This window comes from Lentzea sp. NPDC060358 (assembly GCF_042725365.1).
Lineage (GTDB): Bacteria > Actinomycetota > Actinomycetes > Mycobacteriales > Pseudonocardiaceae > Lentzea.
Map to the genome: position 1 here is coordinate 1 of NZ_JBHXCW010000044.1, position 25758 is coordinate 25758.

A 25758-nucleotide genomic window follows, 5' to 3' on the forward strand; every position below is an offset into this window, starting at 1 on the left:
GACTTGACCTGACCCCTCGGGCGCGGCCGGATGCATCAGCACTGCTCGTGACGGGACCACCCCACCGGGCGCGCTCGGTAAAAGCACAAGCCAAAGCCAAAGCCAAAGCCAAGACTGCTCGGCTTCGCCTTCGCTTGCTCTGCCTGGCTCGCGTCAGATCAAGGCCCTGATCGCTCGCTCGAAGCCGATCACGTGTTGTGCTGCCAGCTCTGACGCCTTCTTCTGGTCTCCCTCGACGATCGCCGTCAGCAGGGGCACGTGTTCGTCCACGTGGCCCGCCATTCCCTGCAGCCGTGGCAGGAACACGCACCAGATGCGCGTCGCCAGGTTGTCGTAGGAGATGAGCGTGTCCTGCAGGAACGGGTTGTGCACGCAGCTGTAGATCGCGCGGTGCACTCCCACGTCGTCGCGGAGCAGGTCGGTGTTGTCGCCCGGGCGGGTGGCCGTTTCCAGCTGGGAGCGCAGGTCGGTCAGGGCTTCGCGGTCTGCGGGGGTGGCGCGGTCGGCTGCTGCTGCCGCTGCCAGGGGTTCCAGGGTGCGGCGGACCTCCGAGATGTGGGAGAGGTCCGCGATGTTCACGTCCGTGGCGAACGTGCCCCGGCGCGGGTAGGCGACGACCAGGCGTTCTTGTTCCAGGCGTTTCAGGGCCTCGCGGATCGGGGTGCGGCCCACGCCCAGTTCCGTGCGCAGGCGGTCCTCGTTGATGGGCTCGCCCGGCCTGATCTCCAGCATCACCAGGCGGTCGCGCAGGACCGCGTAGGCCCGTTCGGTGAGGGAGGCGGGCTCGTCGTTGACCCGTTCGTTCATGTGTCCTACTGTACGGCACAGACTGATATACCAGTAGTCGACCAGGGAAGTCGCTGGAGGCGCCGCTCATGACCAGCCCGCCCGGAGCACATCTGCCCGAGCACCCGGATTTCCTCTGGGACGACCCCGAGCCGAAGGCGTCCTACGACGTCGTGGTGGTCGGGGGCGGGGGGCACGGGCTCGCCACCGCCTACTACCTCGCGAAGGTGCACGGGATCACGAACGTCGCGGTGCTCGAGAAGGGGTGGCTCGCGGGCGGGAACATGGCTCGCAACACCACGATCATCCGGTCCAACTACCTCTGGGACGAGAGTTCGGGGATCTACGAGCACTCGCTGAAGCTGTGGGAGGGGCTGGAGGAGGACCTCGGGTACCCGATCCTGTTCGACCAGCGCGGGGTGCTCAACCTCGCGCACAGCCTCCAGGACGTGCGCGACGGCGTGCGGCGGGTGAACGCCAACCGGCTCAACGGGATCGACGCCGAGTGGGTCGACGCCGACGGGGTCCGGGAGATCTGCCCGATCGTCAACACCTCGCCGGACGTGCGGTACCCGGTGCTGGGGGCGACCTACCAGCCCCGGGCCGGCATCGCCAAGCACGACTACGTGGCGTGGGGGTATGCGCGGGCCGCGCACGCGATGGGGGTCGACCTCATCCAGAACTGCGAGGTCACCGGGCTGGAGACGGCCGGCGGGCGGATCGCGGCCGTGCGGACTTCGCGGGGGCGGATCGCCGCCGGGAAGGTCGCGCTGTGCGCGGCCGGGCACAGTTCCGTGCTGGCGGAGATGGTCGGGCTGCGGCTGCCGCTCGCCTCGCACCCGTTGCAAGCCCTGGTGTCCGAGCTGCTGGAGCCCGTGCACCCGACCGTGGTGATGTCGAACGCGGTGCACGTGTACGTCTCCCAGGCGCACAAGGGAGAGCTCGTCATGGGCGCCGGGGTCGACAGCTACAACGGGTACGGGCAGCGCGGGTCGTTCCACGTCATCGAGCAGCAGATGGCGGCGGCACTGGAGCTGTTCCCCGTGTTCGCGCGGGCGCACCTGCTGCGGACCTGGGCGGGCATCGTCGACGTCAGCCCGGACGCGTCGCCGATCGTCGGGCTGACGCCCGTGGGCGGGCTGTACCTCAACTGCGGGTGGGGGACCGGCGGGTTCAAGGCCACGCCCGGTGTCGGCGACTGCTTCGCGCACACCGTCGCGCACGACAAGCCGCACCCGTTCGCGGAGCCGTTCACCCTCGAGCGCTTCACCACCGGCGCCCTCGTCGACGAGCACGGCGCCGCCGCCGTGGCCCACTAGGAGCTGACGATGCAACTCATCCCGTGCCCGTGGTGCGGCCCGCGCGAGGAGACCGAGTTCCACTACGGCGGGCAGGCCCACGTCGCCTACCCCGCGGACCCGTCGGCGCTCACCGACGAGGAGTGGGCGCGGTACGTGTTCTTCCGGGAGAACCCCAGCGGGCCGTTCGCCGAGCGCTGGAGCCACAGCGCCGGGTGCCGGCGGTGGTTCAACGCCGTCCGCGACACCCGCACCCACGACCTGCTCGCCGTCTACCGCGCCGGTGAGCCGATGCCCGAGGTGACCGCATGACGTTCCGCACGCCCACCGGTGGCGCGATCGACCGGAACACCCTGCTGCGTTTCACCTTCAACGGCACCGAGTACACCGGGCACCCCGGTGACACGCTCGCGTCGGCGCTGCTGGCCGCCGGGGTGCACGAGATCGGCAGCAGCGTGAAGCTCAGGCGGCCGCGCGGGATCGTCGCGGCGGGGTCGGAGGACCCCACCTCGCTGGTGCAGGTCGAGGCGCCCTTCTCCGAGCCGATGCTGCTCGCCACGACCGTCGAGCTCCACGACGGACTGGTCGCGCGCGGACTCGCGGGCCAGGGGAGGCTGGCCGCCGAGCCGGACCCCGCCCGCTACGACGCCAAGCACGAGCACTGCGACCTCCTGGTCGTCGGCGCCGGCCCCGCCGGTCTCATGGCCGCGGTGACGGCCGCGCGCAGCGGTGCCCGCGTCGTGCTCGTCGACGAGCAGAACCAGGCCGGGGGCGCGCTGCTCGGCGTGGACGAGTACCTGGACGAACGGCCGGCCGCCGAGTGGGTCGCGGACGTCGTCGCCGAGCTGAGGTCGACCCCCGGTGTGCTGGTGCTGGAGCGGACCACGGCGTTCGGCATGTACCAGGACGGCTTCGTGCTGGCGTTGCAGAAGCGCACCGACCACCTCGGGTTCGCCGCACCCGCTTCCGCCGCGAGGCACCGGGTCTGGCGGATCCGCACCCGGCAGACGGTGCTGGCGACCGGCGCCCACGAACGACCGGTGGTGTTCCCGGACAACGACCGGCCCGGCATCCTGCTCGCCTCGGCCGCCCGCACCTTCCTGCACCGGTACGGGGTGCTGCCCGGCTCGCGCGCGGTCGTGTTCACCACCAACGACAGCGCGTACTGCGCGGCGCTCGATCTCGCCGAGTCCGGTGTGGACATCGCACTGGTCGTGGACGCGCGTCCGGAGGTGCCCGCGCGGCTCGCCACCGAGTGCGCGGCGCGGGGGATCGAGGTCCGCGCCGGAGCGGTCGTCACCGGGACCGAGGGCACCGTGCGCATCTCGGCGGTGCGCGTCGGCGAGGAGACGATCGCCTGCGACGCGCTGCTGGTGTCCGGTGGCTGGAACCCGGTCGTCAGCCTCTTCAGCCAGGCCCGCGGAACCCTGCGCTACGACGCCGGGCTCGGCGCTTTCGTGCCGGGCGAGCAGCTCCCGGCCGTCCGGGTCGCGGGGGCGGCCACCGGCGAGCTCGACCTCGGCGGGTGCGCCCGGCAGGGACGGGAGGCCGCCGCCGCGGCGGGGTTCTCCTCCGGCGGCCAGGTCCCGCTGCCCGTCTCGGACTCGCGCTGCACGGCCCGGTCCGGCCTGGTGCTGTGGCGCGTGCCCGGGTCCGACGACACCAGCTTCGTGGACCTGCAACGGGACGCGACGGTCGCGGACGTGCTGCGGGCGACGGGTGCGGGCCTGCGGTCGCTGGAGCACGTCAAGCGCTACACGACCATCGGCACCGCCCACGACCAGGGCAAGACCTCCGGCATGATCGCGGCGGGCATCGTCGCGGAGGCGCTGGGCGTCGAGTTGGGCGAGCAGAAGCCCACCACGTTCCGCCCGCCCTACACGCCGGTGTCGTTCGCCGCGCTGGCCGGACGCAACCGGGGCGAGCTGCACGACCCGGTCCGCGTCACGGCGATCCACCCGTGGCACGTCGCGCACGGCGCGGTGTTCGAGGACGTCGGCCAGTGGAAGCGGCCCTGGTACTACCCGGAGCCGGGCGAGGACCTGCGGGCCGCCGTGCTGCGGGAGTGCCGGGCCGCGCGCGAGGGCGTCGGGGTGATGGACGGCTCGACGCTCGGCAAGATCGACGTGCAGGGCCGCGACGCCGCGAAGTTCCTGGACCTGCTTTACACGAACACGATGAGCACGCTGAAGGTCGGCCGGATCCGCTACGGCGTGATGTGCGGCGTGGACGGGATGGTGATCGACGACGGCACGGTGATCCGCGTCGGTGAGGAGCGCTACCTCGTCACCACGACCACCGGCAACGCCGCGAAGGTCCTCGACTGGATGGAGGAGTGGCTGCAGACGGAGTGGCCGCACCTCGACGTGCACTGCACGTCGGTCACCGAGCACTGGGCCACGATCCCGCTGGTGGGCCCGCGGTCGCGCGACGTGCTCGCGGCGGTGGCACCGGGACTGGACGTCCGCAACGAGGCGTTCGAGTTCATGACGTGGCGCGACGCCGAGGTCGCCGGGGTGCCCGCGCGGGTCTGCCGGATCAGCTTCTCCGGCGAGCTGGCCTACGAGATCAACGTGACCGCCTGGCACGGCATCGCCGTCTGGGAGGCGCTGATGGCGGCGGGGCAGGAGCACGGGATCACGCCGTACGGCACCGAGACCATGCACGTCCTCCGCGCCGAGAAGGGCTACCCGATCATCGGGCAGGAGACCGACGCGACCGTCACGCCGCAGGACCTCGGGATGTCGTGGGCCGTGTCGAAGAAGAAGCCCGACTTCATCGGCAAGCGCTCGTTCGCCCGCATCGAGAACAACCGCGCCGACCGCAAGCAGCTGGTCGGACTGCTGCCCGAGGACCCGTCGGTGCTCCTGCCGGAGGGCTCGCAGATCGTCGAGACCGACCGGCTGCCCGAACCCCCGGTGCGGATGCTCGGCCACGTCACGTCGAGCTACCCCAGCGCCGCGCTCGGCCGCACCTTCGCGCTGGCCCTCGTGCGGTCGGGGCGCGCGCGCATCGGCGAGACCCTCTACGTGCCGGTCGACGACGCGCTCGTGCCGGTCACCGTCACCGAGTCCGTGCTGTACGACCAGGAAGGTGCCCGCCGTGACGGCTGACCCGACCAGTCCGCTGGCCGCCTGGGCCGACCGGCTCGCGGCTCTCGCACCCGCGTTGTCCGTGGCGGAACGGCCCTTCCGCGCCCAGCTCACGGTCCGGGTGCCCGACCCCGAGGCCGTCGAGGCGGTGGGATCGGCGCTCGGTGCCCGGTTCCCCCTCGTCCCGTGCACGTTCACCACCGGTGCGGGGCCCTGGGGTGAGATCGAGGTGCTCTGGCTCGGACCGGACGAGTTCCTGGTGGTGGCTCCGCCCGGCACGCAGGTGGCGATCGAGGAGGTGGTGCGTGGCGCGCTCGGCTCCGCCCGGGGGTCCGTTGTGGACACTTCGGCTCAACGCACGTCGGTGGCCCTGGAGGGGCCGCGCGTCCGGGACGTGCTGGCCCACGGATGTTCCGTGGACCTGCACCCGTCTTCGGCTCCCCCCGGCACTTGCGTGCAGACACTCCTCGCGAGGACCGGTGTCGTCCTGCAGGTGAGCGGCGAGGACCGCGTGACCCTGCTCGTGCGGTCGTCGTTCGCCGGCTACCTCGCCGCCTGGCTCGCCGACGCGTGCACCGAGTACGCCGGAGGCTGACCCCGGCTATCGTCCTGGTCGACTCGATCAGGAGGGGGCCGGGTGCCCGGGTTCGCCGAAGGGGTGGAACGCCACCAGGTCGCCGTGTACCTCGGCGCCCTGGCGGCCGGTGCCGTCGCCGGCCGGGCGGCACCGGCGGGGGCATGGCTGGAACACGCCATCACCCCGGTGCTCGCGGTCCTGCTCTACGTGACGTTCCTCCAGGTCCCGGTGGCCGAACTGGGCCGCGCCCTGCGCGCGGGCAGGTTCCTCGCGGCCGCGCTGGTGCTGAACTTCGCGGTGGTGCCGCTCGTGGTGGCGGCGATGCTCGCGTTCCTGCCCGCCGACCAGGCCGTGCGGCTGGGCGTCCTGCTGGTGCTGCTCACCCCGTGCGTCGACTACGTGATCGTGTTCAGCGGCCTGGCGGGCGGCGACACCCGCCGCCTGCTCGCCGCGACACCGGTGCTGCTCCTCGCGCAGATGCTCCTGCTGCCCGCCTACCTGCTGCTGTTCGCGGACGTGGACCTGGCGGACCCGAGACCGTTCGCCGAGGCGTTCGTGGTGCTCATCGCGATCCCGCTCGCCCTGGCGTGGCTCACGCAGCGCTCCCGCCGGGTCGCCGCCACCGCCGGGACGACGATGGTGCCGCTGATGGCCGTGACGCTGTTCGCGGTGGTGGCGTCCCAGCTCCCGAAGGTCGACGACCTGGCCCGCGTCGCCGGCGCGGTGCCGTTCTACGTCGCCTTCCTGCTGGTCATGCCGTTCCTCGGGCTGGGCGTCGCGAAGGCGTTCCGGCTGGACGTGCCCGGCAGCCGCGCGCTCGTGTTCACCGGCGCCACCCGCAACTCGCTCGTCGTGCTGCCGCTCGCGCTGGCCCTGCCCGGTGACGCCGCCGCGGTCGTCGTGGCGCAGACGCTGGTCGAGGTGGTGGGGATGGTGGCGTACGTGCGGGTCGTGCCGCGGCTGGTGGCTAGCGGCGGCTGAGGACGAGGTACCGCTCGTCGTCGATCGGGCGCCCCCACAGGGCCTCGTCGTCGAGGCTGGTGACCACGGCCTCGTCGCGCACGCGCAGCACCAGGTCGCGTGTCTCGTCCGCCGTGAGGCCCGAACCGGTCGACCAGCGGCCCTCGACGAGCACCAGCACACCGTCCGGCCGCAGCAGCCGCACCCACCGCCCGACCGCCGCCGCGGGATCGGGCAGCGCCCACAGCACGTGCCGCGCCAGCACGACGTCGAACGATGCCTCCGCGTACGGAGGGCTGGCGGCGTCGCCCGTCGTGAGGGCGACGCGCACCCCGGCGGCACTCGCCTTGGCCGCGGCGGCCTCGACCATCCGCGGCGCGAAGTCCAGCCCGCTGACCTCGTGCCCGGCCGCGGCGAGCAGGACGGCGAGGCTGCCGGTCCCGCACCCGAGGTCGGCGACCGCCGAACCGGGCTTCGGCGGCAGAGGCAGGAGCACCGCGGCCCACGCGTCGCGCACCCGGCCGTCCCGCAGCCCGTGGTCCGGCTCGTCGTCGAACCCCTCCGCCCGCGCGTCCCAGAACCCCGCGGTCACGCCGTCCTCTTCAACCACCACAACCCCAGCACGGGCAGCACGAGCGGGATGAACCCGTACCCGATCCCGAAACTCGACCACACCGTCGCGTCCGGGAACGCCTCCGGCACCACGAGGCTGACCAGCCCGACCGACACCACCCCGGCGAGCTCCACCGCGCACGCGGCGAACGCCACCCGGCGCGCCTCCCGCGCGAGCGTGACCGTCGCGATCACGTACACGACCGCCGCGAACGCCGACAGCAGGTACGCCACCGGTGCCCGGTCGAAGCGCGTCACCAGCTGCACGGCCGAGCGCGAGGTCGCCGCGAGCGCGAAGATGCCGTAGACGGTGATCAGCATCCGGCCGGGGCCCTGCCGGATCGACGCCTCAGGCATGAGCGGCCCAGATCTGGCCGAGGCGCAGGACCATCACCGGGATGCTCGCGCACCCGAGGGCCAGCACGCCGCCGCTCCACCGGGAGCGCTCGCCCGCGGCCCACACGACCGCGACCGGGACGATCACCGCCGCCCCGATCAGGTACCCGGCGAACGACAGCCGGTCGATCTCCCGGGACGTGATCTGCCCCAGCCCGACGACGGCCTGGACGAACAGGCCGGTCTCGAGGACCGCGAGCAGGAGCAGCAGGCCGCGCTTGGCCGTCGTGAACGGCAGCAGCGGCTGGTTCAGCACGACCAGCACCACCGACCAGACGGCACCGGCCAGCGCGAGGGCGGTCAGCACCGCGGGCAAGACGTCGATCATCAGGCTCGTTTCCCGGGAAGCGGTCTACTCCCCGATGGTGTCACACGCCCGGTCCCGGCCACCTCCGCGGACCCGCCGCCCAATCTTGAGGTCGAGCAGAGGAAACGTGGAGGGAGCGCTGAGGAAGGCCCCGCATTCTTGTTCCATCGCCACCGCAACGGAGTGGCCGCCGAGACCGGGAGCAACGCAGATGACCAAGCACAACGCCGACCGCCGCCGCCGTTCCGCCTGGCGTCCGCTCGCCTTCGCCGCCGTCGGGACCGCGACGCTCGTGGCGATGGGCACCGGCGTGTGGGCGACGTTGTCCGCCACGGCGACCAACACGACGCCCGAGCAGGTGAGCTCCGGCACGCTGAAGCTGACGATGGCCAACAACGGCATCGGCTTCTCGCAGAACATCGCCAACATGGCCCCCGGCGACGTCGTCAACCGCTACGTCGACCTGACCAACGGCGGCTCGCTCGACGGCCAGGCCCTGACCCTCCAGGTCGCGGCGACCGGGTCGTCCGTGCTCATCACCGACGGCGCCACCTCCAAGGCCCTGCGGGTCTCGGTCTCCCAGTGCACCGGCGGCACCTGGAACCCCACCTCCGGCGTCTGCACCGGCGGCACCGCGAGCAGCGTCCTCTCCGCCACCCCGCTGTCCGGGCTGGGCAACGCGGTCTCGCTCGTGCCGGGCAGCCTCTCGGCCGGCGGCGTGACCCGCCTGCAGGTGTCGGTGCAGCTGCCCGACCAGAACGAGACCACGGTGAACGGCGCGCTGCCCGCCGGCACCGTCCAGGGCCAGACGGCGTCGCTCACCTACACCTTCGGCGAGACCCAGCGCACCGCGACCACCACCAACTCCTGACCGGCAGGGACGTAGAACCGCGATGACGACCTCGACTCGGCTCCCCGTTCGACCGGGTGTGGTGCTCGGTGTCGTCCTCGCGGCCTGCGCCCTGACCGGGACCGCGCACGCCGTCGCCGACGCCGACGCCGTCGCGGACACCCAGGTGGTGTCGGCGAAGTGGGCCGCCACCCTCGTCCGTTCGGACGGGACGGTCCTGACCGGAAGCGCCTGGGGCGCCACGTACTCCAACCTCAACACGAGCTACCTCTACGGCAGCGTCCGCAACACCGGCACGCTGCCGCTGACCGCCCAGACCTACGCGCTGTCGACCTCCGGGCTCGTGCTCGGGACCCCGGCCGCCACCGCGTGCGTGAACGGCACCTGGCAGCAGGCCACGAACACCTGCACCGGGACCCAGACGACGTTGTCCGGCGCGACGGCGCTGCCGATCGCGGTCGGGGCCGCCGTCTCCGTGCGGCTCACCCTGCCGCCCACGCTCCTCAGCGGCACGGTCTCGCTCTCCGTGTCCGTCTCCCGCTCTCAAGCCCGCACCCCGTGAACGGAAACCCCATGACGCTGACCACGAACGAGAAGCCCGCCGCGGCCCAGCGGTCCGCGCGCCAGGTCGTGTCCGGTGTGCTGCTCGCCGTGCTCGCCCTCACCGCGATCGCGGGTGCGGTGGTGGTCGTGCTGGCCAGGATCGGGTTCTCGCCGGTGCTCTCGCCGAGCATGGAGCCGGAGTTCGCGCCGGGCGACCTGCTCGTCACCCGCGCCGTGCCGGTGTCCGAGCTCCGGGTCGGCGACGTCGTGGTGCTGCCCCGCCCCGACGTGGCGGGGCAGCGGTACGCCCACCGCGTCATCGACCTGCAAACACGATCAGGTGAACCTGTGGTGCGGACGAAGGGCGACGCGAACGAGTCGGCGGACCCCCAGGCGTTGCGCATCACCTCACCCACCGTGCCGGTGGCCGTCGCGAACGTGCCGGTCGTGGGCCGGATCGCGCTGCTCGGCCGCGACACCGGCGTGCGGATCGCGCTCATCGTGGTGATCGGCGGCCTGGTGCTGGTCGGCGCCAAGCGGCTGTTCTACCGGGACGCCCGGTGACGGCCGCGCTGCCGGTCCGGGTGGACCGATCCACAATGGACCCGATGCCCAACGCCAAGATCCTCGTCGTCGAGGACACCCCGGAGATCAGCTACGTCGTCGAGCTGGCGCTCACCGACGCCCGGTTCGACGTCCGCGTCGCCGCCACCGGGGAGGAGGGCCTGGGCGCCGCCCGGCAGTGGGTGCCGGACGTCGTCGTGCTCGACCTCAACCTCCCCGACCTCGACGGCTTCGAGGTCTGCCGGCGGCTGCGCGAGTTCACCACGGCCTACGTCGTCATGCTGACCGGCCGCGCCGACGAGGTCGACAAGCTGGTCGGCCTCACCAGCGGCGCCGACGACTACATGACCAAGCCCTTCTCCCCGCGCGAGCTGATCGCGCGGGTGCAGGTGATGCTCCGGCGCCCGCGCGGCGGCCCGGCGGCGCCCGAGGTGCCGCACCAGCGCCGCACGCTCGGACCCGTCGAGGTCGACCTCGACACCCGCGAGGTGACGGTGCGCGGCGAACCCGTGCCGGTCACCCGCATCGAGTTCGAGCTCCTCGCCGCCATCAGCGAGAACCCGCGGCAGATCCGCACCCGAGACCAGCTGCGCACGCGGGCGTGGGGAGAGTCGTGGCTCGCCGACGACCACGCCGTCGACGTCCACCTGTCGAACCTGCGCCGCAAGCTCGCCACCGCGGGCGCCCCCGGCCTGATCAGCACCGTCCGCGGCGTCGGGTACCGGCTGAACTGGAAGAACCTGTGACCCGCCGGGTGCTCGTCGTCGACGACGAGCCGGACATCCGCGAGCTGGTGGCGTTGTCGCTGCTCGTCACGGGCTGGGACGTCGTCTGCGTGGAGTCCGGGGCGCAGGCGCTGCGGCTGTGCGCGGACGGGGTCGTCGACGCCGTGCTGCTGGACGTCGACATGCCCGGCATGGACGGCCGGGAGACCGCGCGGGCGTTGCGGGCCGACCCCGTCACCGCGACCGTCGAGGTCGTGTTCCTCACCGCCACGGTGGACATCACGGACCTGCTCCCGCTGGGGTCCGTGCTGGCGAAGCCGTTCGACCCCGCGCGCCTGGCCGACCAGGTCGAGGAGCTGCTGGTCAACCCCGGGGCGCCGCCCGCGGCAGTTCGAGCGTGAAGGTCGTGCCCGCGGGCGAGGTGTCCGTGACGGCGACCGTGCCGCCGTGCGCGGTCACGATCCCGCGGGTGATGGCCAGCCCGAGCCCGGCACCCCGCACACCACCCGACTCCAGGCGCACGAACGGTTGGAAGATGCGGTCGACCTGGTCCTGGGCGATGCCGGGACCCTCGTCCCGCACGTGCACGCGCGCCGTCAGCGGGCAGGCCTCGCGCACCACCTCGATCGTGGTGTCCTGACCGGACGCCTTCACCGCGTTCGCGAGCAGGTTCGTGAGCACCTGCACCAGCCGGTCCGAGTCACCGCGCACCTGCACGTCCGGCCCGCGCTCGGTGAGCCGGATCCCGGCCCGGCGCGCCGTCTCCGCGACCGAGCAGATCGCGTGCTCCACCACCGCGCCGAGGCCGACCTCCGCGAACCGCAGCGGCAGCGTGCCGCGGCGGCTGAGCGTGAGGTCCATCAGGTCGTTCGTCAGCCGCACCAGGCGGTCGGTGTTGCGCGCGGCGATCTCGACGAGCCGCTCCGCCTGCGCCGGCAAGGACCCGAACCGGCCCGACGCCAGCAGTTCCAGCGACCCGTGGACCGACGTCAGCGGCGTCCTGAGCTCGTGGCTCGCGATCGCGACCAGATCGCCGTTGGCACCCGCCTGGCACTCCAGTTCGACCCACGCCGCCAGGTCGCTCAGCAGCACCCGCTCCTCCGGGGTCAGCCGGCGCGGCCGTTCGTCGAGCACGCACAGGGTGCCGATGAGGTGCCCGGACGCCGCGGCGATCGGCTTTCCCGCGTAGAAGCGCACGTGCGGCGGCCCCAGCACCATCGGGTTGGCGGCGAACCGCGGGTCTTCGAGCGCGTCCGGCACCTCCATGACGTCCGGCTTCTCGATGGCGTGCGAGCAGAACGACACACTGCGCGGCGTCTGCTCCGCGTCGAGCCCGTCGCACGACTTGAACCACTGCCGGTCGAGGTCGACGATCGACACCAGGGCCATCGGCGCGCGCAGCAGCCGGCGCGCGTTGCGGGTGATCCGGTCGAACCGCTCCTCGGGGGGAGTGTCCAGCACACCGGTTCCGCGCACCGCTGCGACCCTGCTGATCTCGGCGTCCCACGCGTCGCTGATCACGGTCCGAGTATCAGCACTCCGGGGGCGGGCACGCATCTTCTTGACACCATCGGGGGACACGGGGACCCGGCGCGCGGCCTTCGACTACCTGAGCAGAACGTGCAATCGAGCGCGATTTGTTGTTGCCACGAAATGGCTGTTGCAGCGTCGACGCAAACCTGTTCCTGCTTTTATGCTGCCGCCGTGATTTCGGTGCTGCGCAATTCCTCCTACCGGCGTTTGTTCGGCGCCCAGGTCGTCGCGCTGACCGGAACGGGCCTGGCCACCGTCGCGCTCGGCCTGCTCGCCCACGACCTCGCGGGCCCCGGCGCCGGAGCGGTCCTCGGCACCGCGCTGGCCGTCAAGATGGTCGCCTACGTGGGCGTGGCGCCCATCGCGGCGGCGTTGCTCGGCGCGTTGTCCCGGCGGGCGGTGCTGGTGTCGCTCGACCTCGTGCGGGTCGCGGTGGCGGCGGTGCTGCCGTGGGTGAGTGCGGTGTGGCAGGTCTACGTGCTGGTCTTCGTCCTGCAGGCGGCCTCGGCGGCGTTCACCCCGTTGTTCCAGGCGACCATCCCCGACGTCCTGCCGGACGAACGCGACCACACCCGCGCCGTCACGCTGTCCCGCACGGCCTACGACCTGGAGGGCCTGCTCAGCCCGGCACTCGCGGCCGCCGCGCTGACCCTGGTGGGCTTCCACGACCTGTTCCTGGGCACGGCGCTCGGCTTCGCCGCCTCCGCCCTGCTCGTCGTCTCGGCCACCGTGCCGAAATCGGTGCCGCGCCGGCGCTACGACGCCCACGGCATCCGCATCTACCTGGCCACCCCGAGACTGCGCGGCCTGCTCGCCGTGCACCTCACCGCGGCCGCGGCGGGCTCGATGGTCTTCGTGAACACCGTCGCCGCCGTGCGGGACGGACTCGGCCGCGACGCCGCCGACGTGGCCGTCGCCCTGGCCGTGAACGGCGCCGGTTCGCTGCTGGCAGCCCTCGCGCTGCCACGCCTGCTGGACCGCCACCCGGATCGCGCGATCGTGTCGCGCGCGGCGGGAGTGCTGGTCGTGGTGCTGTTCGCTGGCGCCCTCGCCTGGAACTGGCAGCTGATGCTGCTGCTGTGGGCGCTGATCGGCGCCGGCTGCGCGCTGGCCCTGACCCCCGGCGCCCGCCTGCTGCGCCGCTCGGCGGACCCGGCGGACCGCCCGGCCCTGTTCGCCGCGGACTTCGCGCTGTCGCACGCCTGCTGGCTCGTCTGCTACCCGCTGGCCGGCTGGGTGGCGACGGCCGCAGGCCTGACCACGGCGTTCCTCGTGCTCGGCACGATCGCGGCCTTCAGCGCGACCACCGCGATGCGGCTGTGGCCCGCGCACGACCCCGAGGTCGTCGAGCACGACCACCGCGACCTCGACCCGCACCACGAGCACCTGCACGACGCGGTGCCGGCCGGGGGCGGGTGGACGCACGCGCACGAGTTCCGGATCGACGACCACCACACCCGCTGGCCGCGGCGCTGAACCGGCCGGCACACCTCGGTGAGATTTCCCGGAGGAGCATCGATCTTCGGTGAGACTGATGGACCACGTGGTTCACAGGATCAGCAGTAGCAGGGTGGACAAATAGAAGAGTGCGAACACCGGCGGCACCCACTGCTCGAGCCTGCTGAGTGGCCAGTACAAGGATTTGTCCCGGCCCTGTCCCAAGGCTGTCCACTCGGCACGCCAGTACGGCGACGCGGGCAACTGTTCTTCCAACGCGCCTACGACTCGGAACTTGGCGGAGCTCAGCTGACGGTACGAGCGCAGGGTCCAGTACCACACCACGCATTGCACGCACGCGAGGAGGAGTGTCATGAGCGGCAGCGGCTGTTGCACCGCATCTCCGCGACCGGCGAGGGCGACGTACGAAGCGATCACCGCTGTGTTCAAGGTGAGGAAGAACGTGTTCGCAAGTGCGCGGCGAGCACTGATTCGGTCTGCCATCTCGACGTACAGCTTGTACTGCTCCATGATCGCTGCTCGGTATTTCTCGCCCGCGTCCACGTACGCGATCGGATCGATCCCACCGTTCCACAAGTGCGACGACACATCCTCGTGCGACGCTTGATCGCGCACGAAATAGGCTCGAACCCTCGGGTGGACGCGCATCGGCTGTCATCCTTCATGTTCGGGTCTGAACGTCGGCTTCGGGGATCGACACGGCCTTGCTCGGGTCGGTACCGGTCGCGTAGCGGAGGATGCGGAGACCTTCGAGCCGGATCGCCTGCGGGTAGATGGCCCGGTAGATGTTGCAGTTGGGGGAGCGGAGGTCGAAGCGGCCGGTCGCGCGGAACGTGGCGACGGAGCAACCCCCCGCGCACCAGTTTCGCCAGGAACACTCCCGGCAGCCGTTCTTCTCCTCCGCCAAGAGGTTCCGGATTCCGGCCGGCGCTCGGCGAATGCTCTGGACCGGATCGTCGACGCCGATGCGTCCTACGGTGCTGGACAGATCCATGTGACACTGGGCGAGGTTGCCGTACTGGTCGACGACCACGTAGTCGTCACCGACCCCGCAGGAGCGGCGACGAGGGCTGAGGAGTTGGCCCCGGTCCAGCACCGAACCCAGCAGGCTCCAGCGGGGCAGCCGTTCTTCCACCACGGTGAATGCCCGCGTGAGACCGTCGATCATGGCCTGTTCCTCGAACTGGAGGTCCTGGAAGCTCGTGGAGCAGTCGTTGTCACGGAAGAAGTTGAGGCTGAAGGTCAGCGACCGCTCCACCGCGAAGCGCACGACGTCGGGGACACCGTCCAGATTCCTGCTGGTGATGGTGATGGAGATGTGCGGGGCGAGCCCTTCGGCCACCAGACGTTCGATCGTGCGGATCACGCGTGCTGACGAGGGCTTGCCGCCGAGGGTGGGGCGCTGGGCGTCGTGTGCGGCGCCCAGGCCGTCCAGGGAGATCATCACCCGGATGCCGAGTCGCTTCAGGTCCGCGGCCAGGCGGGGGGCGATGGCCACACCATTGCTGAGCAGTACCGCGGACAGCCCGATTCCCGCCTCGGCACAACGATTTCGGGCGTGCTCGTGCAGTCCGAGAAGGACATCGCTGTTCAGGCTGGCCTCGCCGCCCGCGTACTTCAGCCGCAGTGAACGGAAGCCGTTGCGCAATGCTGACGTCACGAGGGCATCGACGGACTTCCGGGCGGTGTCGTCGTCCATCGAGCTGTCCGACTTGTGGACGTAGCAGTACGGACAGCGCAAGTTGCACTTGTTGGTCACGTGCAGCCAGGCGGTGAGTTCCGTGCTGTCGCCGAACTCCGGCGCCGGCGGCCTGCCGGCCGGGTGGACGATGTCGAACGCCACCAGGGTGCGAAGGGCTTCTTCCACGACGGCGGGTTCCGTTCCGGCAGAAACCAGGTCTTCGATCGGCGTGGCTTCGGTCAAACGGGCCAGCAGTTCTCGTCCTGTCGTGTTCACCACGACCACACCACCGTTGCCCTCTGGGTTGAACAAGGCGGAGTGCTCGTCGTCGACGGGGATCTCCAGCGTACTCGTCGCCCTGATCACGCTTTCGTCCGCCAGGACGGGCAACGTGCGCCGAATGCGTTCACCGCTGGCCGGGCAGGCGCAGTCCTCGCAGGCGTGCACCAGTGGCTCCATCTCATCGGGAATGTCCGAACTGGACAGCACAACGAGACGGCGCTCGGTCGACTTCATGAAGGGGAGCCTCCTACGGCCCGGTCGCCTGTCTTGGTGAAGGTCAGCCAAGCCGTTCCAACCAGGTGGTCAGCGAGCCCGCGGACTCGCTGGACCGGAAGGATGACCAAGTGGCGTGAAGCTTTACGTACCAGCGACGCCGCACTTCCGGTGGCAACTCCCGGAAGAGTTCACCGAAGCGGGTGAACTCCTCCGCGAGGGCGGCGGAGCCGTGTGAGCCGACGCGGTTCTTGGCCAGGTCTCGCAACGCGACGGCGTACTCGTTCGGCGTCTCGTCCAGCGCTGCGAAATCTCCGCTGTTCAAGGAGTCGTGCACGGACAGGTGAGCCGTGATCAGCATCCACCTGGGTTTCAGGTCGGCGAACTCGTAGTGCTGGATCGCGTCCAGGACTTCCGGCCGCCGGTTCTCGATCTCCAACCGGTGCAGAGGGTCGTTCGTCCGGGTCCAGGTGAGGTAGGAGAGTTCGAGCAGTTCGATCAGGCTTGCCGACAGGAACCACCCGTCGGTGACCTTTCTGGCGTGGAAGACGGCGGAGCGCAGGAAGTCCAGCGCTCGTTCGGGTTCATCACTCGCGAAGATCCGGCCTGCGCGGTTCAACGCCGACGGGTACCAGCGAACAGCGTGTTCCTCGCAGAGCCGGATCGACTCCAGGATCAGGTCCTTGGCACGCTCCAGCGGTTGGTCGTCGAGTTCGACGTCGCTCCGTGCCGCCTGCAACAGGCAGATCGCCTGTTCCTGGTAGATCTGACCCAGCCAGGCTGAGTTGCGCAGTGTGGCGAACAGGACCTCCGCACGCTGGTAGTGCTCCCACGCCGCCGTGTAGTCCTGCTCGTACCGGCACACTTCGCCCGCCGTGCTCAACGAGATGGCCATTCCCAGAGGGCGGTTGAGGCTTCTGCGTGCCTCCAACGCGTTCTGCACGAGATCGCGAGCCTCGTCGTAGTCACCCCGCAGAGCCTTCAAGTAGGCCCAGTTGGTGTGGATCGAGGCGAGTTCGGCCCGGTCGTCGTCCTCCCCACCCGAGTGCACGATGTCCGTGATGGCCTCGCAGGCGTTCAGGTAGTGCTCGTCGGCTTCCTGCCAACGCCCGATGTTCCGCGCGTAGAACCCCAGCTCCTTGCGGGTTTCGGCGATGAAGCGCTCTCTCAGCGGCGACTCGAGTGCGCCAGCCTGGCTGAGCGCCAGCCTGAAGTGCTGGTCGGCGTCCGTGACCGAACCGGGTATCCGCATGCAGGCGTTGCCGCGTTCCTGTGACAGCCGGCAGGCCATCGTGAGGTCGGAACTGTCCGGCAACGAGTTGAGCAGGCGGAACGCTGGATCGGGCTGGGCGTTCTGGACGAGGTACCTGGCGGCGTTGAGTCCGAGTTCGAGTAGCTTTCCGGGGCGTTCCGCCAGCCAGGTGCGGCAGCGGTTCACCACAACACCCACAGCGTCGAACGCCGGCCTGGTCGTCACGTGCGAGGGCAGGAAGTGGTCGAGCTCGTGGTAGGCGAGTTCCATGAAGTGGAGGTCGTTGCGGGTCGTCGCGGCCTCGAAGTGCGCCGCGAACTCCTCGGCACCCCTCTCGACGTCGCTGAGCAGGAGGTAGTGCAGGCGGGCGGCTCGCAACTGGTCGAGCCGCCGCTTGTGAACGTCGAGCCTGGCCAGCTGGTGCAGGGCTGTGGGGTTCTCCTCCGGGTCGTCCTCGACGAGCAGGCGGTCCATCGCCGCGATGACGTCGGGGTAGTCGGCTGCCGCTTCCTCGAACGCTTCCGCAGCCCTGCGCCACAGGTGGGTGCGCCACCCCTCGTCCTGGTCGTGCAGCGGAATCAGCCGTTTTGTCAGCTCTTCCGCCAGTGCGTCGTGCAGTGCCACGTCGTGCCCGTTGGCCCTGGGACGGATCCAGGGAAGAGCACGGAGCGAGTCCCAGGCCAGTTCCCACTCACCGCCGCACTCCGGTGGCAGGTGCTGGTCGGCCATGAGGGCCTGCCAGATCTCGAGGTTGACGTTGTGCCTCACGACGGACAGGCGCTTGACGGCTTCCGGCCAAAACTCCGTGCTGCTGAAAGGGGTCACCATCCTGCGGCGGAACCGGTCGCGCAACGCGTCGTCGTGGGGCGGCGACTGTTCCAGCTCCGGCGGGAAGTCGAAGTGCCGCAGGTAGTCGACCGACAGTGCCAGCCAGAGCGGCTGTCCCTCGCAGAGCGACACGAGCGTGCCGACCTCGGTTTCGGTCAGATCGGCGCCGATGTCGCTGCCGACGACGAACCGGATGGCCTCGGGTTCGGTGAAGCCCGTCATCGTGACTGTCACGGCATCTGGTCCCGACCGGGTTTCCTCGAACATCTCGCGGATCGCGTCGAGCTGGCTCTCCGCCGGCCTGCCGGACAGGATGAACAACGTGGAGGGCAGATCGCGCATCCAGTCGTACAGGTGGCTGATGAAGAAGGAGTCGCGGACGACCTCGACCGTGTCGAACGGGATGACGACCGTGAGTTCGTTGTCGGTGATGTACCTCTTGTAACAGCGGGTGAACACCTTGCGGACGCGCGCATGATGGCCCGCGACGACATCGCGGGTGACGCTGACTGCTCTGCTGGCAACGACTTTCGTCAAGTAGTCGGTGAACTCGCGGAAGTAGCGCCGATCTGGATCCAGCGCTTCGGCGACCTGTCTCTGCAGGTTCTCCATCACCCAGTACTCGGAGTCGTCCACGTCGATCGGGCGAATCCACCGGACCTCGTCGGAGGTGTTGCGCTCTGCGAGTGCTCGCAGCATCCGGGTCTTGCCGACACCTCCCGCTCCGTAGAGCAGCACAGCCCTGCTGTTCCGGTCGAGCCGCACGTTGTCGACCTGGTCGAGGATCGGATCCTCGGCGCTTCGCTGGACGTAGTGAGATCCGGGAACCTGCATCAGCCACCTCCGCCGATTGCCGTTCTGACCTGGTTCAGCACCTCGTCGAGCAGACCGTCGTACTGGTTGGTCAGCCCGACGATCTCGTCGTCGTCGAACAGCAGGAGCCGAACTCCGTGCTCGATCTCAGCCGGGGTGTACAGCGCCGGCCTGATGAGTCGCCGCGCCAGATCGCCCGCGGCCGCGGGCAACTGTCCGGGCAGGTCCGAGGGGTTGGTGCAGCACAACCTCATCGCCTCGTGCCAGAGAGCCTCGACCAGCACTTTCGGCTGCTCCGTGCCGGCACCGGAGGAGCTCCACCCCTCGTAGAAGCAGAGGGCGGTGACGTGCGTGTCGCGCCTCTCCTCGACGTCGCGGTAGAAGTGTTCGTAGAGCAGTTGCCGGATGGGCGGGTAGTGCGAAAGCCAGACCTCGTTGTCGTGGCTGAGCAGAGCGGTGCCGGCAATCGCGGTCCACAGGTCCTCCTGGTTCCATCCCGCCTCCTCGAGCGCGGTCCTGAACTCGGGGCTCAGCTTCAGGTGGTGTTTGAGATGCGAGATGGTGACCATCCGGTACGGGGCCAGCACCTGCAACGCGGTGATCAGCGCCTCATGTCGTTCGACCAGTCGCTCTCCGGCCTGCGGGATCAAGGAGTGGATCGAAAGCAGCTCTCTTCTGATGTACGGCGCGACCACGGCGTCGAAGGTCGCTCCGTTGCCACAAGAACCGGGGTTCACGAAGCTCTTCGCCGCCGCCCACCCGAGTGACGAAACCAGCAGCGCGGGCAGTCCCTTGCTCAATCTGTGCAAGCCCGTTGACCAGTCGTCGAGCACCTGCTCCCTGAACGGGAGGCCCGTCTCGCCGATGACCTGGCGGACGATCATCAGTTCGAAGCCGGTGAGCGGCAGCTGGCGGAACCTGTCACCCGTGCCCGTTCCCGCGCCGGTCCAGCCGTCTCCGCGCCGGCTTCCGACGATGACGCTCAGCCGGCTGCAGAGCGGGCTGTCCAGGAGGAACTTGCGAAGGCGGCCGAGTGCGCTCCGGAACTTGCCGGTGGTGTTCCGGTCCATCAGCTCCGCGCTGTCGAGCAGCACCAGGTGGTGGATCGCCCGCCGGGCCACGGCCCCGGCGATCTCTTCCAGCCGGGTGTCCTCGTCCAGAAGCGGATCGGGCAACTCGACGTCCAGCAGTCGCGAGAGCACGCGGACCGCGTCGTATCGGGTGTCGAGGTCCTCGCGGCGCAGATCGACCAGTTTGGTCCATCCCTCGACCGTCCGCGTGAATCGTTCCTTCACCTCCTCGAGGAACCACGACTTGCCCATCTTCGGAGGGGACAGCACCACCCAGTGGTCCAAGCCGCCGAAGGTGGTGAGAGCGTCGAGTACCCGGTCGAGCTCCTGGTCGCGGTTGCGGAACGTCGCAGAGCCAGGCATTGCGCGATGGGGTTTCTTGGCGAGAGGCAGAGCCATGACCGCGTTCGTCAGTTTCTCCTCCGTGGCTTGCGGGGTGAGATCGATCCAGCTCCGGAGGCGGAGCCACCCCGTCTTGGGGGACGAGACCACTTCCAGCACGTAGATGAAATCCACGCCGAGCGTGAGCTCGCGGTGGACGGCGAGGTGGTGCTCCGCCTGACAGAACTCGGAAGCGAACGCCGCGGGGGAGACGAGTGCGAGGAAGAAGTCGGATTGGTCGATTTCCTGCGGGATGACCTGCATGAATCGATCGCCCTGCCGCTCGGTGTCTTCGAACCGGTAAACCTCGACATCTCGTTTCCTGAGCGCATCACTGACCCGTTTCGCGATTGCCGAGTCCTCCTTGGCGTAACTGAGGAACATCCGCACCACCTGACCTCACCTCCTCTCGGCTCGACTGCGACGGAACTCGATTGGCGCGCACCCTACCGGTCGCGGGCACCATCGTGATCGCGCCGGTCGAGGGACTTGTTACCCGTCCGATCGATCTCGATCTGCGATGACAACTTTATGTCCTTGAACTGCGCCGACAGGCTGTGCGAGTCGACCCGGAACTATTCCATTCCACGTGGTCGCGATTTCATTCTGGCTTGCAGGACGAGCTCCACCAGGCGACAGCAAACTCCAGCTGCCGATGGCACCGGTGTCGGTCGGCTGTCTGAGGAAAGTTCCATCGATGGTGTGGTTGTTGTTCAGTGCGATCTGTCGAAGCAACGTGTCGTGAGCTGTCTGTGAGCTGAGGACACTGATCCAGCTGTCGAGCTCGGATTTCCGGCCCGTGAGATTTGTTGCACCCAGCAGAAAGAGGCTTGCCAGTAGTTCCAAGATGTTCGAGCCGATCTCGGTGGCCGTGCTGCACGACGGCAACACCTTCGACATCGCGTTCGCTTGAAACCTTCGGCACGCTGGTTCTCGTCAACCCCGGCCCCATCCGCCGTGCCGCGTCACCGCGGCCACGTCCAGCAAAAGTGAACGTCCGAAGTGGCTTCCATCCGAATGACCGGATGCCGCCCGTCCCCGCCGGAGCTACGGTCGCGTCACCCTGCGATCTCTGCGATCCCCTGCGAAGGAGACCGATCGTGCGAAGAAGAAGATCCCTGCTCGCCACGGCGCTGGTGGCGACGGTCGTGGCCGCGATGGCCGTCCCCGCCTCGGCCGCCGCGCCGCTCGCCGGGTGCTCCGGCACCAACGACGGCGACGTGACGATCGGCGACAACACGACCGTCGAGTCGCCGATCACGATCTCCGACTGCTCGTCGGCGCCCTCGGCCACGGCCACCGTGCCGGTGAAGATCGTGCACACCTACATCGGTGACCTCCAGGTCAGCCTGGTCGCCCCGGACGGCTCCGCCTACGTCCTGCACAACCGCTCCGGCGGTTCGGCGGACGACATCGACCAGACCTACACCGTCGACCTGTCCGGCGAGACGTCCAACGGCACGTGGAAGCTGCGGGTCAACGACAACGCGGCCAACGACGTCGGCCGGATCGACTCCTGGACGCTCAACCTCGGCGGGTCCGCTCCCGCCGACGACTTCTCCGTCGCCGTGTCGCCCGCGTCCGGTTCCGTCGCGGCGGGTTCGGCCGCGTCCGCGACCGTGCAGACGCAGACCACGGCCGGCCAGGCGCAGACCGTGCAGCTGACCGCGACCGGACTGCCCTCCGGTGCCACGGCGTCGTTCAGCCCGGCGTCCGTCACGAGCGGGTCGAGCTCGACGTTGTCGGTCAGCACCACCACGTCCATCTCGTCGGGCACCTACCCGATCACCGTGCGGGCGGCGGGCACCACGACGAAGACCGCGACCTACACGCTGACCGTCACCGGCGGCACCGGGCCGCAGATCCCGGACGTCGACATCGCCGCGGTCAAGCAGCACCTCGCCCAGTTCGGCACGATCGCCTCGCAGAACGGCGGCAACCGGCGCTCCACCACGGCCGGCTACCGCGCGTCGGTGGCCTACGTGAAGGACAAGCTCGCCGCGGCGGGGTTCACGGTCAGCGAGCAGGCCTGCACCTCGGGCTGCACGAGCGGCGCCGGTCCCAACGTGATCGCCGAGTGGCCCGGTGGCGACGCGAACAACGTCTACATGTTCGGCGCCCACCTCGACGGCGTGTCCGCGGGCCCCGGCATCAACGACAACGGCTCGGGCTCGGCGGCGCTGCTCGAGACCGCGCTCGTGCTCGCGCGCTCCAGCCCCTCGATGCTCAACAAGGTCCGCTTCGGCTGGTGGACCGACGAGGAGCAGGGCCTCAACGGCTCGCGCTTCTACGTCTCGCAGCTGTCGTCCGCCGACCGCGCGAAGATCAAGACCTACCACAACTTCGACATGGTCGGGTCGGTCAACGGCGGCTACTTCATCAACAACGTCTCGAGCTCCCAGTCGGTGCACATGAAGGCCTACTGGGACTCGCTCGGCCTGCAGCCGGAGGAGAACACCGAGGGCCGCAACCGGTCCGACGACGCGTCCTTCACCAACGCGGGCATCCCGGCCTCCGGCTACGCGATGGGCGCGAGCGCCCGCAAGACCGCGGCACAGGCGGCGAAGTGGGGCGGCACGTCGGGCGGCGCGTTCGACCCCTGCTACCACTCGTCGTGCGACACCACGGCCAACATCAGCGACACCCACCTCAACCGCGCGGTCGACGGCATCGCCTACACCCTGTGGAAGTCGGCGGTCGGTACCGGCACGCCCGGCGCGGACTTCTCCGTGTCCGCGTCGCCGGCGTCCGGTTCGGTGGCGGCGGGCTCGTCCGTCTCGACGGCCGTGAGCACTCAGACCGTGAGCGGCGCCGCGCAGACCGTGCAGCTGTCCGCGTCCGGTCTTCCTTCCGGCGCAACGGCTTCGTTCAGCCCGGCGGCCGTGACCACGGGGGCAGGGTCGACGCTGGCGATCAGCACCACGGCGTCGGTCGCGGCGGGCACCTACCCGGTCACGATCACCGCGACCGGGTCGGCGACGCGCACGGCGAGCTACTCGCTGACCGTCACGGGAAGCGGCGGCGGCAGCTGCTCGGGCACCAACCCGAACGACGTCGCCGTCCCGGACGCGGGCGCCGCGGTCGACAGCGACGTCGTGATCTCCGGGTGCTCCGCGACGCCGTCGGCGGCGTCCGTGGTCACCGTGCGGATCGTGCACCCGTACATCGGCGACCTGACGGTGGCGCTCATCGCACCGGACGGTTCGTCGTACACCCTGCACAACCGCAGTGGTGGTAGTGCGGACAACATCGACCGCACCTACACGGCGAACGTGTCCAGCGAGACCGCCAACGGCACGTGGAAGCTCCGGGTCCGCGACCTGGCGGCGTCCGACGTGGGCACGATCGACACGTGGGGTATCAACCTGACGCCGTGACCACGGGAGCAAGTGGCCTCTTGGATTATGGCTGCTTTGGGTCTTCTGGGAGGCCACTTGCTCCGGCGACGATCGGTGCCGTGACCCAGAACAGCACCGTCGCGGAACTGTCCGGCGAGGACACCGCGCTCGCCTTCGACGCCCTGCGCGCGCTCCGGCCGCACCTCACCTCGGTCGAGGAGTTCGTCGAGCTCGTGCGGGCCCAGCGGCGGGAGGGATACCGGATCGTCGCGTCGTTCGACCGGGCAGGCCGCGTTGCCGCGGTGGCAGGGTTCCGGCACACCACGAACCTCCACGCCGGGCCGCACCTCTACGTCGACGACCTGAGCACCCTCCCGCCGGCCCGCGGACAGGGCCACGCGAGCGCCCTGCTGCGCTGGGTCGACGAGGAGGCCCGCCGCCTCGGCTGCGCGGGCGTCCACCTCGATTCGGGAACGCAGCGGCACGACGCCCACCGGCTCTACCACCGCTGCGGGTACGCCATCCCCGCCTTCCACTTCTCGAAGGCGGTCTGACTCACGCCAGCCCGATCTCCACGACGAGCTCACCGGTGGGAGTCGCCGAACCACCCTCCGGTTCCACCGTCAGCGCGACCCGCTGAGCACCCGGGATCCCGCTCGCCACGAGCGGCGACGTGGGCGAGGGCAGCACCCCGGCGGAGTGCGGGCCCTCGTCGTTGATCATCCACAGCTGGTAGACCCGGTCGCCGGCGGGCGTCGGCAGGTTCTTGCCGAGGAACAGCATCTCGTTGCGGCTGGGGGACATGACGGCCGTGCCGGCCGCGCCGTTGGCCCCGGCGGCGTTGAAGATCTTCGCGTCCGGGGTGGACAGCAGGTCGGAGAACCGCCCGTACTGGCTCGACAGCTGCGCGAGCTGGTCCTGCTGACCCGACTGCACGACCTGCACCCCGACGACCGCGACGGCGACCAGGCACGCGGCGGCGAGCAGCGCCCCCGCCCGTCCGTACCGGCGGGGGCGAGGCACCCGCGCGGTCCGGGGCGAGAGCTGTCTCGTCTCGGCCGCGGCGGCGAGCACCCGCGCCTTCAGGTGGGCGGGCGGCGGGAACTCGACGGCCTCACCGAGCCGCGCCGCCGTGGCCGCGAGCTCCGCGACCTCCTCGGCACAGCTCTCACACCGGGCGAGGTGCGTCTCGAACGCCGCCCGTTCGGTCTCCGACAACGCGTTCACGGCGTAGGCGCCGGTGAGCGTGTGCAGATCTGCGGATGTGCTCCTCATCCGGTCACCCCCATGCAATCCCGAAGTCTGATCAGTCCGTCCCGCATCCGCGTCTTGACCGTGCCGAGCGGAATGCCCAGCAGGCTCGCGACCTCGGGGTAGGAGTAGCCCTGGTAGTAGGCGAGCACCACGGACTCGCGCTGCAAGCCGGTGAGGAAGCCGAGACACCGGCGCACCTGCCGCTGCTCGAGCCGGCCGGAGACCTGTTCGCTCACCTCGTCGAACGGGCGGTTCGGGTCGAGCCGCGCCACGTGCTCCTCGCGGTGGCTCGCGGCCTGCGCGGACCGGACGCGGTCGACGGCACGCCGGTGCGTCAGCGTCAGGATCCAGGTCATGGCCTTGCCCCTGCCGGGGTCGAACCTGGTCGCCGTCCGCCACACCTCGAGCATCACCTCCTGGAACACCTCCTCCGACTGCGCCTGGTCGCGCACAACACGTCTGATCAGCCCGAAGACCGAACCGGACACGACGTCGTAGAGCCGTTCGAACGCGGACTCGTCGCCCCGCGCCACGAGAGCCAGCAGATCGTCGGGCGTCGGCTCGGCCAGGCCTGCGTCGGGCGGAATGCTCTGCAACGCCCGCTCGCGCTTCGCCATGTGGCTCCCTCTCCTCGGCTCGGACATGAGGTGTTCGGAGCGGCGGGCGCTTTGGATCGGTGGTGAATGAGGATTCGTGCCGGTGGGTGGTGGTCCTGGTCCGGATGGAGCTGCGGTGGGGGTGATGCGTTTGGTCTGTCCGGGGTGGGGCGGGCGTGGGGGAACGGCGAGGGGTGGAACGGGCGAGAGGTGGAACGGGCGAGGGTGGAACAGGCGGCGGTTGATGTGGGTGGGGTGGACGTGGTCGTTGTGGTGCGGCGCGCGCACGGGACCCGCCCTTGGGGAGATGCACGGCTTGCGTGGTGTGGCGGCGCGCGCACGGCACCCC

General features: G+C 70.1%; 25 protein-coding genes. 13 read left to right on the forward strand and 12 right to left on the reverse strand.

What is annotated here, in order from left to right; all coding sequences use genetic code 11:
- Positions 1-153 precede the first annotated feature (153 nt).
- A complete protein-coding gene (locus ACFWGZ_RS12695; protein WP_382451621.1) occupies positions 154-807 on the reverse strand; it encodes a GntR family transcriptional regulator in 654 nt (217 codons plus the stop codon).
- Positions 808-875: 68 nt separating this feature from the next.
- On the opposite strand from ACFWGZ_RS12695, the gene ACFWGZ_RS12700 reads away from it, so the two are divergent.
- Genes ACFWGZ_RS12700 through ACFWGZ_RS12720 form a run of 5 tightly spaced genes read left to right on the forward strand, consistent with a single transcriptional unit; the run spans position 876 to position 6734 of the window.
- A complete protein-coding gene (locus ACFWGZ_RS12700) occupies positions 876-2105 on the forward strand; it encodes a sarcosine oxidase subunit beta family protein (protein ID WP_382451622.1) in 1230 nt (409 codons plus the stop codon).
- Positions 2106-2114: 9 nt separating this feature from the next.
- Positions 2115-2396: a sarcosine oxidase subunit delta gene (locus tag ACFWGZ_RS12705; RefSeq protein WP_382451623.1), complete on the forward strand. Its 282-nt coding sequence runs from the start codon at positions 2115-2117 to the stop codon at positions 2394-2396.
- Entirely contained in the window at positions 2393-5197 is a 2805-nt protein-coding gene (locus tag ACFWGZ_RS12710; RefSeq protein WP_382451624.1) for a 2Fe-2S iron-sulfur cluster-binding protein, read from the forward strand. Before ACFWGZ_RS12705 ends, ACFWGZ_RS12710 begins: the two co-directional genes overlap by 4 nt.
- Positions 5187-5771: a sarcosine oxidase subunit gamma gene (locus ACFWGZ_RS12715; protein WP_382451625.1), complete on the forward strand. Its 585-nt coding sequence runs from the start codon at positions 5187-5189 to the stop codon at positions 5769-5771. Before ACFWGZ_RS12710 ends, ACFWGZ_RS12715 begins: the two co-directional genes overlap by 11 nt.
- Before the next feature lie 42 nt (positions 5772-5813).
- A complete protein-coding gene (locus ACFWGZ_RS12720) occupies positions 5814-6734 on the forward strand; it encodes an arsenic resistance protein (RefSeq protein ID WP_382451626.1) in 921 nt (306 codons plus the stop codon).
- Here the strand turns inward: ACFWGZ_RS12720 and ACFWGZ_RS12725 are convergent.
- From ACFWGZ_RS12725 to ACFWGZ_RS12735, 3 genes are read right to left on the reverse strand one after another with little or no spacing between them, the layout of a single operon-like run.
- The gene (locus tag ACFWGZ_RS12725; RefSeq protein ID WP_382451627.1) at positions 6721-7305 is read right to left on the reverse strand and encodes a class I SAM-dependent methyltransferase; all 585 of its coding nucleotides are present in this window, start codon (positions 7303-7305) and stop codon (positions 6721-6723) included. The genes ACFWGZ_RS12720 and ACFWGZ_RS12725 overlap by 14 nt on opposite strands.
- Positions 7302-7682 (reverse strand): hypothetical protein, encoded by a 381-nt coding sequence (locus ACFWGZ_RS12730; protein ID WP_382451628.1) that lies wholly within the window; start codon positions 7680-7682, stop codon positions 7302-7304. The genes ACFWGZ_RS12725 and ACFWGZ_RS12730 overlap by 4 nt, the downstream gene beginning before the upstream one ends.
- The gene (locus tag ACFWGZ_RS12735) at positions 7675-8049 is read right to left on the reverse strand and encodes a hypothetical protein (protein WP_382451629.1); all 375 of its coding nucleotides are present in this window, start codon (positions 8047-8049) and stop codon (positions 7675-7677) included. Before ACFWGZ_RS12735 ends, ACFWGZ_RS12730 begins: the two co-directional genes overlap by 8 nt.
- A 190-nt stretch (positions 8050-8239) precedes the next feature.
- Here ACFWGZ_RS12735 and ACFWGZ_RS12740 point away from each other — a divergent pair, with 190 nt between their 5' ends.
- Genes ACFWGZ_RS12740 through ACFWGZ_RS12760 form a run of 5 tightly spaced genes read left to right on the forward strand, consistent with a single transcriptional unit; the run spans position 8240 to position 11111 of the window.
- Positions 8240-8899, forward strand: coding sequence for a TasA family protein (locus ACFWGZ_RS12740; RefSeq protein ID WP_382451630.1), 660 nt, complete (start codon positions 8240-8242; stop codon positions 8897-8899).
- Between the two features lie 22 nt (positions 8900-8921).
- The gene (locus tag ACFWGZ_RS12745; protein WP_382451631.1) at positions 8922-9440 is read left to right on the forward strand and encodes a hypothetical protein; all 519 of its coding nucleotides are present in this window, start codon (positions 8922-8924) and stop codon (positions 9438-9440) included.
- A gap of 11 nt (positions 9441-9451) precedes the next feature.
- On the forward strand, positions 9452-9985 hold the full coding sequence (locus ACFWGZ_RS12750; protein WP_382451632.1) for a signal peptidase I: 534 nt from the start codon (positions 9452-9454) through the stop codon (positions 9983-9985).
- 44 nt (positions 9986-10029) lie between these two features.
- Positions 10030-10731, forward strand: coding sequence for a response regulator transcription factor (locus ACFWGZ_RS12755; RefSeq protein WP_382451633.1), 702 nt, complete (start codon positions 10030-10032; stop codon positions 10729-10731).
- Positions 10728-11111: a response regulator gene (locus tag ACFWGZ_RS12760; RefSeq protein WP_382451634.1), complete on the forward strand. Its 384-nt coding sequence runs from the start codon at positions 10728-10730 to the stop codon at positions 11109-11111. The genes ACFWGZ_RS12755 and ACFWGZ_RS12760 overlap by 4 nt, the downstream gene beginning before the upstream one ends.
- Here ACFWGZ_RS12760 and ACFWGZ_RS12765 read toward each other — a convergent pair.
- Positions 11074-12231, reverse strand: coding sequence for an ATP-binding protein (locus tag ACFWGZ_RS12765; protein ID WP_382451635.1), 1158 nt, complete (start codon positions 12229-12231; stop codon positions 11074-11076). The two genes, ACFWGZ_RS12760 and ACFWGZ_RS12765, sit on opposite strands and share 38 nt — an antisense overlap.
- Before the next feature lie 183 nt (positions 12232-12414).
- Here ACFWGZ_RS12765 and ACFWGZ_RS12770 point away from each other — a divergent pair, with 183 nt between their 5' ends.
- Entirely contained in the window at positions 12415-13719 is a 1305-nt protein-coding gene (locus tag ACFWGZ_RS12770; RefSeq protein ID WP_382451636.1) for an MFS transporter, read from the forward strand.
- A gap of 72 nt (positions 13720-13791) precedes the next feature.
- Here ACFWGZ_RS12770 and ACFWGZ_RS12775 read toward each other — a convergent pair whose 3' ends face one another.
- The 5 genes from ACFWGZ_RS12775 to ACFWGZ_RS12795 form a co-directional block, all read right to left on the reverse strand.
- On the reverse strand, positions 13792-14349 hold the full coding sequence (locus ACFWGZ_RS12775) for a hypothetical protein (protein WP_382451637.1): 558 nt from the start codon (positions 14347-14349) through the stop codon (positions 13792-13794).
- Between the two features lie 13 nt (positions 14350-14362).
- Positions 14363-15898 (reverse strand): radical SAM protein, encoded by a 1536-nt coding sequence (locus tag ACFWGZ_RS12780; RefSeq protein WP_382451638.1) that lies wholly within the window; start codon positions 15896-15898, stop codon positions 14363-14365.
- A 43-nt stretch (positions 15899-15941) separates the two neighbouring features.
- On the reverse strand, positions 15942-18791 hold the full coding sequence (locus ACFWGZ_RS12785; protein WP_382451639.1) for a tetratricopeptide repeat protein: 2850 nt from the start codon (positions 18789-18791) through the stop codon (positions 15942-15944).
- On the reverse strand, positions 18791-20605 hold the full coding sequence (locus ACFWGZ_RS12790) for a toll/interleukin-1 receptor domain-containing protein (protein WP_382451661.1): 1815 nt from the start codon (positions 20603-20605) through the stop codon (positions 18791-18793). Before ACFWGZ_RS12790 ends, ACFWGZ_RS12785 begins: the two co-directional genes overlap by 1 nt.
- 108 nt (positions 20606-20713) lie before the next feature.
- Positions 20714-21121, reverse strand: a complete 408-nt coding sequence (locus ACFWGZ_RS12795) for a hypothetical protein (RefSeq protein ID WP_382451640.1) — start codon at positions 21119-21121, stop codon at positions 20714-20716.
- Between the two features lie 200 nt (positions 21122-21321).
- On the opposite strand from ACFWGZ_RS12795, the gene ACFWGZ_RS12800 reads away from it, so the two are divergent.
- Together ACFWGZ_RS12800 and ACFWGZ_RS12805 are read left to right on the forward strand one after the other, a co-directional pair.
- Positions 21322-23598: a proprotein convertase P-domain-containing protein gene (locus ACFWGZ_RS12800; protein WP_382451641.1), complete on the forward strand. Its 2277-nt coding sequence runs from the start codon at positions 21322-21324 to the stop codon at positions 23596-23598.
- 80 nt (positions 23599-23678) lie between these two features.
- Positions 23679-24113 carry a GNAT family N-acetyltransferase gene (locus ACFWGZ_RS12805; RefSeq protein ID WP_382451642.1) on the forward strand — a complete coding sequence of 145 codons (435 nt, stop codon included), beginning with the start codon at positions 23679-23681 and terminating at the stop codon, positions 24111-24113.
- 1 nt (position 24114) lies between these two features.
- Here ACFWGZ_RS12805 and ACFWGZ_RS12810 read toward each other — a convergent pair whose 3' ends face one another.
- Both ACFWGZ_RS12810 and ACFWGZ_RS12815 read right to left on the reverse strand, forming a co-directional pair.
- Positions 24115-24834, reverse strand: coding sequence for an anti-sigma factor domain-containing protein (locus tag ACFWGZ_RS12810; RefSeq protein ID WP_382451643.1), 720 nt, complete (start codon positions 24832-24834; stop codon positions 24115-24117).
- A complete protein-coding gene (locus tag ACFWGZ_RS12815) occupies positions 24831-25430 on the reverse strand; it encodes a sigma-70 family RNA polymerase sigma factor (protein WP_382451644.1) in 600 nt (199 codons plus the stop codon). Before ACFWGZ_RS12815 ends, ACFWGZ_RS12810 begins: the two co-directional genes overlap by 4 nt.
- Between the last annotated feature and the right edge of the window lie 328 nt (positions 25431-25758).

Excerpts from the sequence above, each read along its gene's own strand:
- ACFWGZ_RS12695 (WP_382451621.1), bottom strand. The coding sequence starts at position 807 with ATGAACGAACGGGTCAACGACGAGCCCGCCTCCCTCACCGAACGGGCC.
- ACFWGZ_RS12700 (WP_382451622.1), top strand. The coding sequence starts at position 876 with ATGACCAGCCCGCCCGGAGCACATCTGCCCGAGCACCCGGATTTCCTC.
- ACFWGZ_RS12705 (WP_382451623.1), top strand. The coding sequence starts at position 2,115 with ATGCAACTCATCCCGTGCCCGTGGTGCGGCCCGCGCGAGGAGACCGAG.
- ACFWGZ_RS12710 (WP_382451624.1), top strand. The coding sequence starts at position 2,393 with ATGACGTTCCGCACGCCCACCGGTGGCGCGATCGACCGGAACACCCTG.
- ACFWGZ_RS12730 (WP_382451628.1), bottom strand. The coding sequence starts at position 7,682 with ATGCCTGAGGCGTCGATCCGGCAGGGCCCCGGCCGGATGCTGATCACC.
- ACFWGZ_RS12735 (WP_382451629.1), bottom strand. The coding sequence starts at position 8,049 with ATGATCGACGTCTTGCCCGCGGTGCTGACCGCCCTCGCGCTGGCCGGT.
- ACFWGZ_RS12740 (WP_382451630.1), top strand. The coding sequence starts at position 8,240 with ATGACCAAGCACAACGCCGACCGCCGCCGCCGTTCCGCCTGGCGTCCG.
- ACFWGZ_RS12745 (WP_382451631.1), top strand. The coding sequence starts at position 8,922 with ATGACGACCTCGACTCGGCTCCCCGTTCGACCGGGTGTGGTGCTCGGT.
- ACFWGZ_RS12750 (WP_382451632.1), top strand. The coding sequence starts at position 9,452 with ATGACGCTGACCACGAACGAGAAGCCCGCCGCGGCCCAGCGGTCCGCG.
- ACFWGZ_RS12755 (WP_382451633.1), top strand. The coding sequence starts at position 10,030 with ATGCCCAACGCCAAGATCCTCGTCGTCGAGGACACCCCGGAGATCAGC.
- ACFWGZ_RS12775 (WP_382451637.1), bottom strand. The coding sequence starts at position 14,349 with ATGCGCGTCCACCCGAGGGTTCGAGCCTATTTCGTGCGCGATCAAGCG.
- ACFWGZ_RS12780 (WP_382451638.1), bottom strand. The coding sequence starts at position 15,898 with ATGAAGTCGACCGAGCGCCGTCTCGTTGTGCTGTCCAGTTCGGACATT.
- ACFWGZ_RS12785 (WP_382451639.1), bottom strand. The coding sequence starts at position 18,791 with ATGCAGGTTCCCGGATCTCACTACGTCCAGCGAAGCGCCGAGGATCCG.
- ACFWGZ_RS12790 (WP_382451661.1), bottom strand. The coding sequence starts at position 20,605 with ATGTTCCTCAGTTACGCCAAGGAGGACTCGGCAATCGCGAAACGGGTC.
- ACFWGZ_RS12795 (WP_382451640.1), bottom strand. The coding sequence starts at position 21,121 with ATGTCGAAGGTGTTGCCGTCGTGCAGCACGGCCACCGAGATCGGCTCG.
- ACFWGZ_RS12810 (WP_382451643.1), bottom strand. The coding sequence starts at position 24,834 with ATGAGGAGCACATCCGCAGATCTGCACACGCTCACCGGCGCCTACGCC.
- ACFWGZ_RS12815 (WP_382451644.1), bottom strand. The coding sequence starts at position 25,430 with ATGGCGAAGCGCGAGCGGGCGTTGCAGAGCATTCCGCCCGACGCAGGC.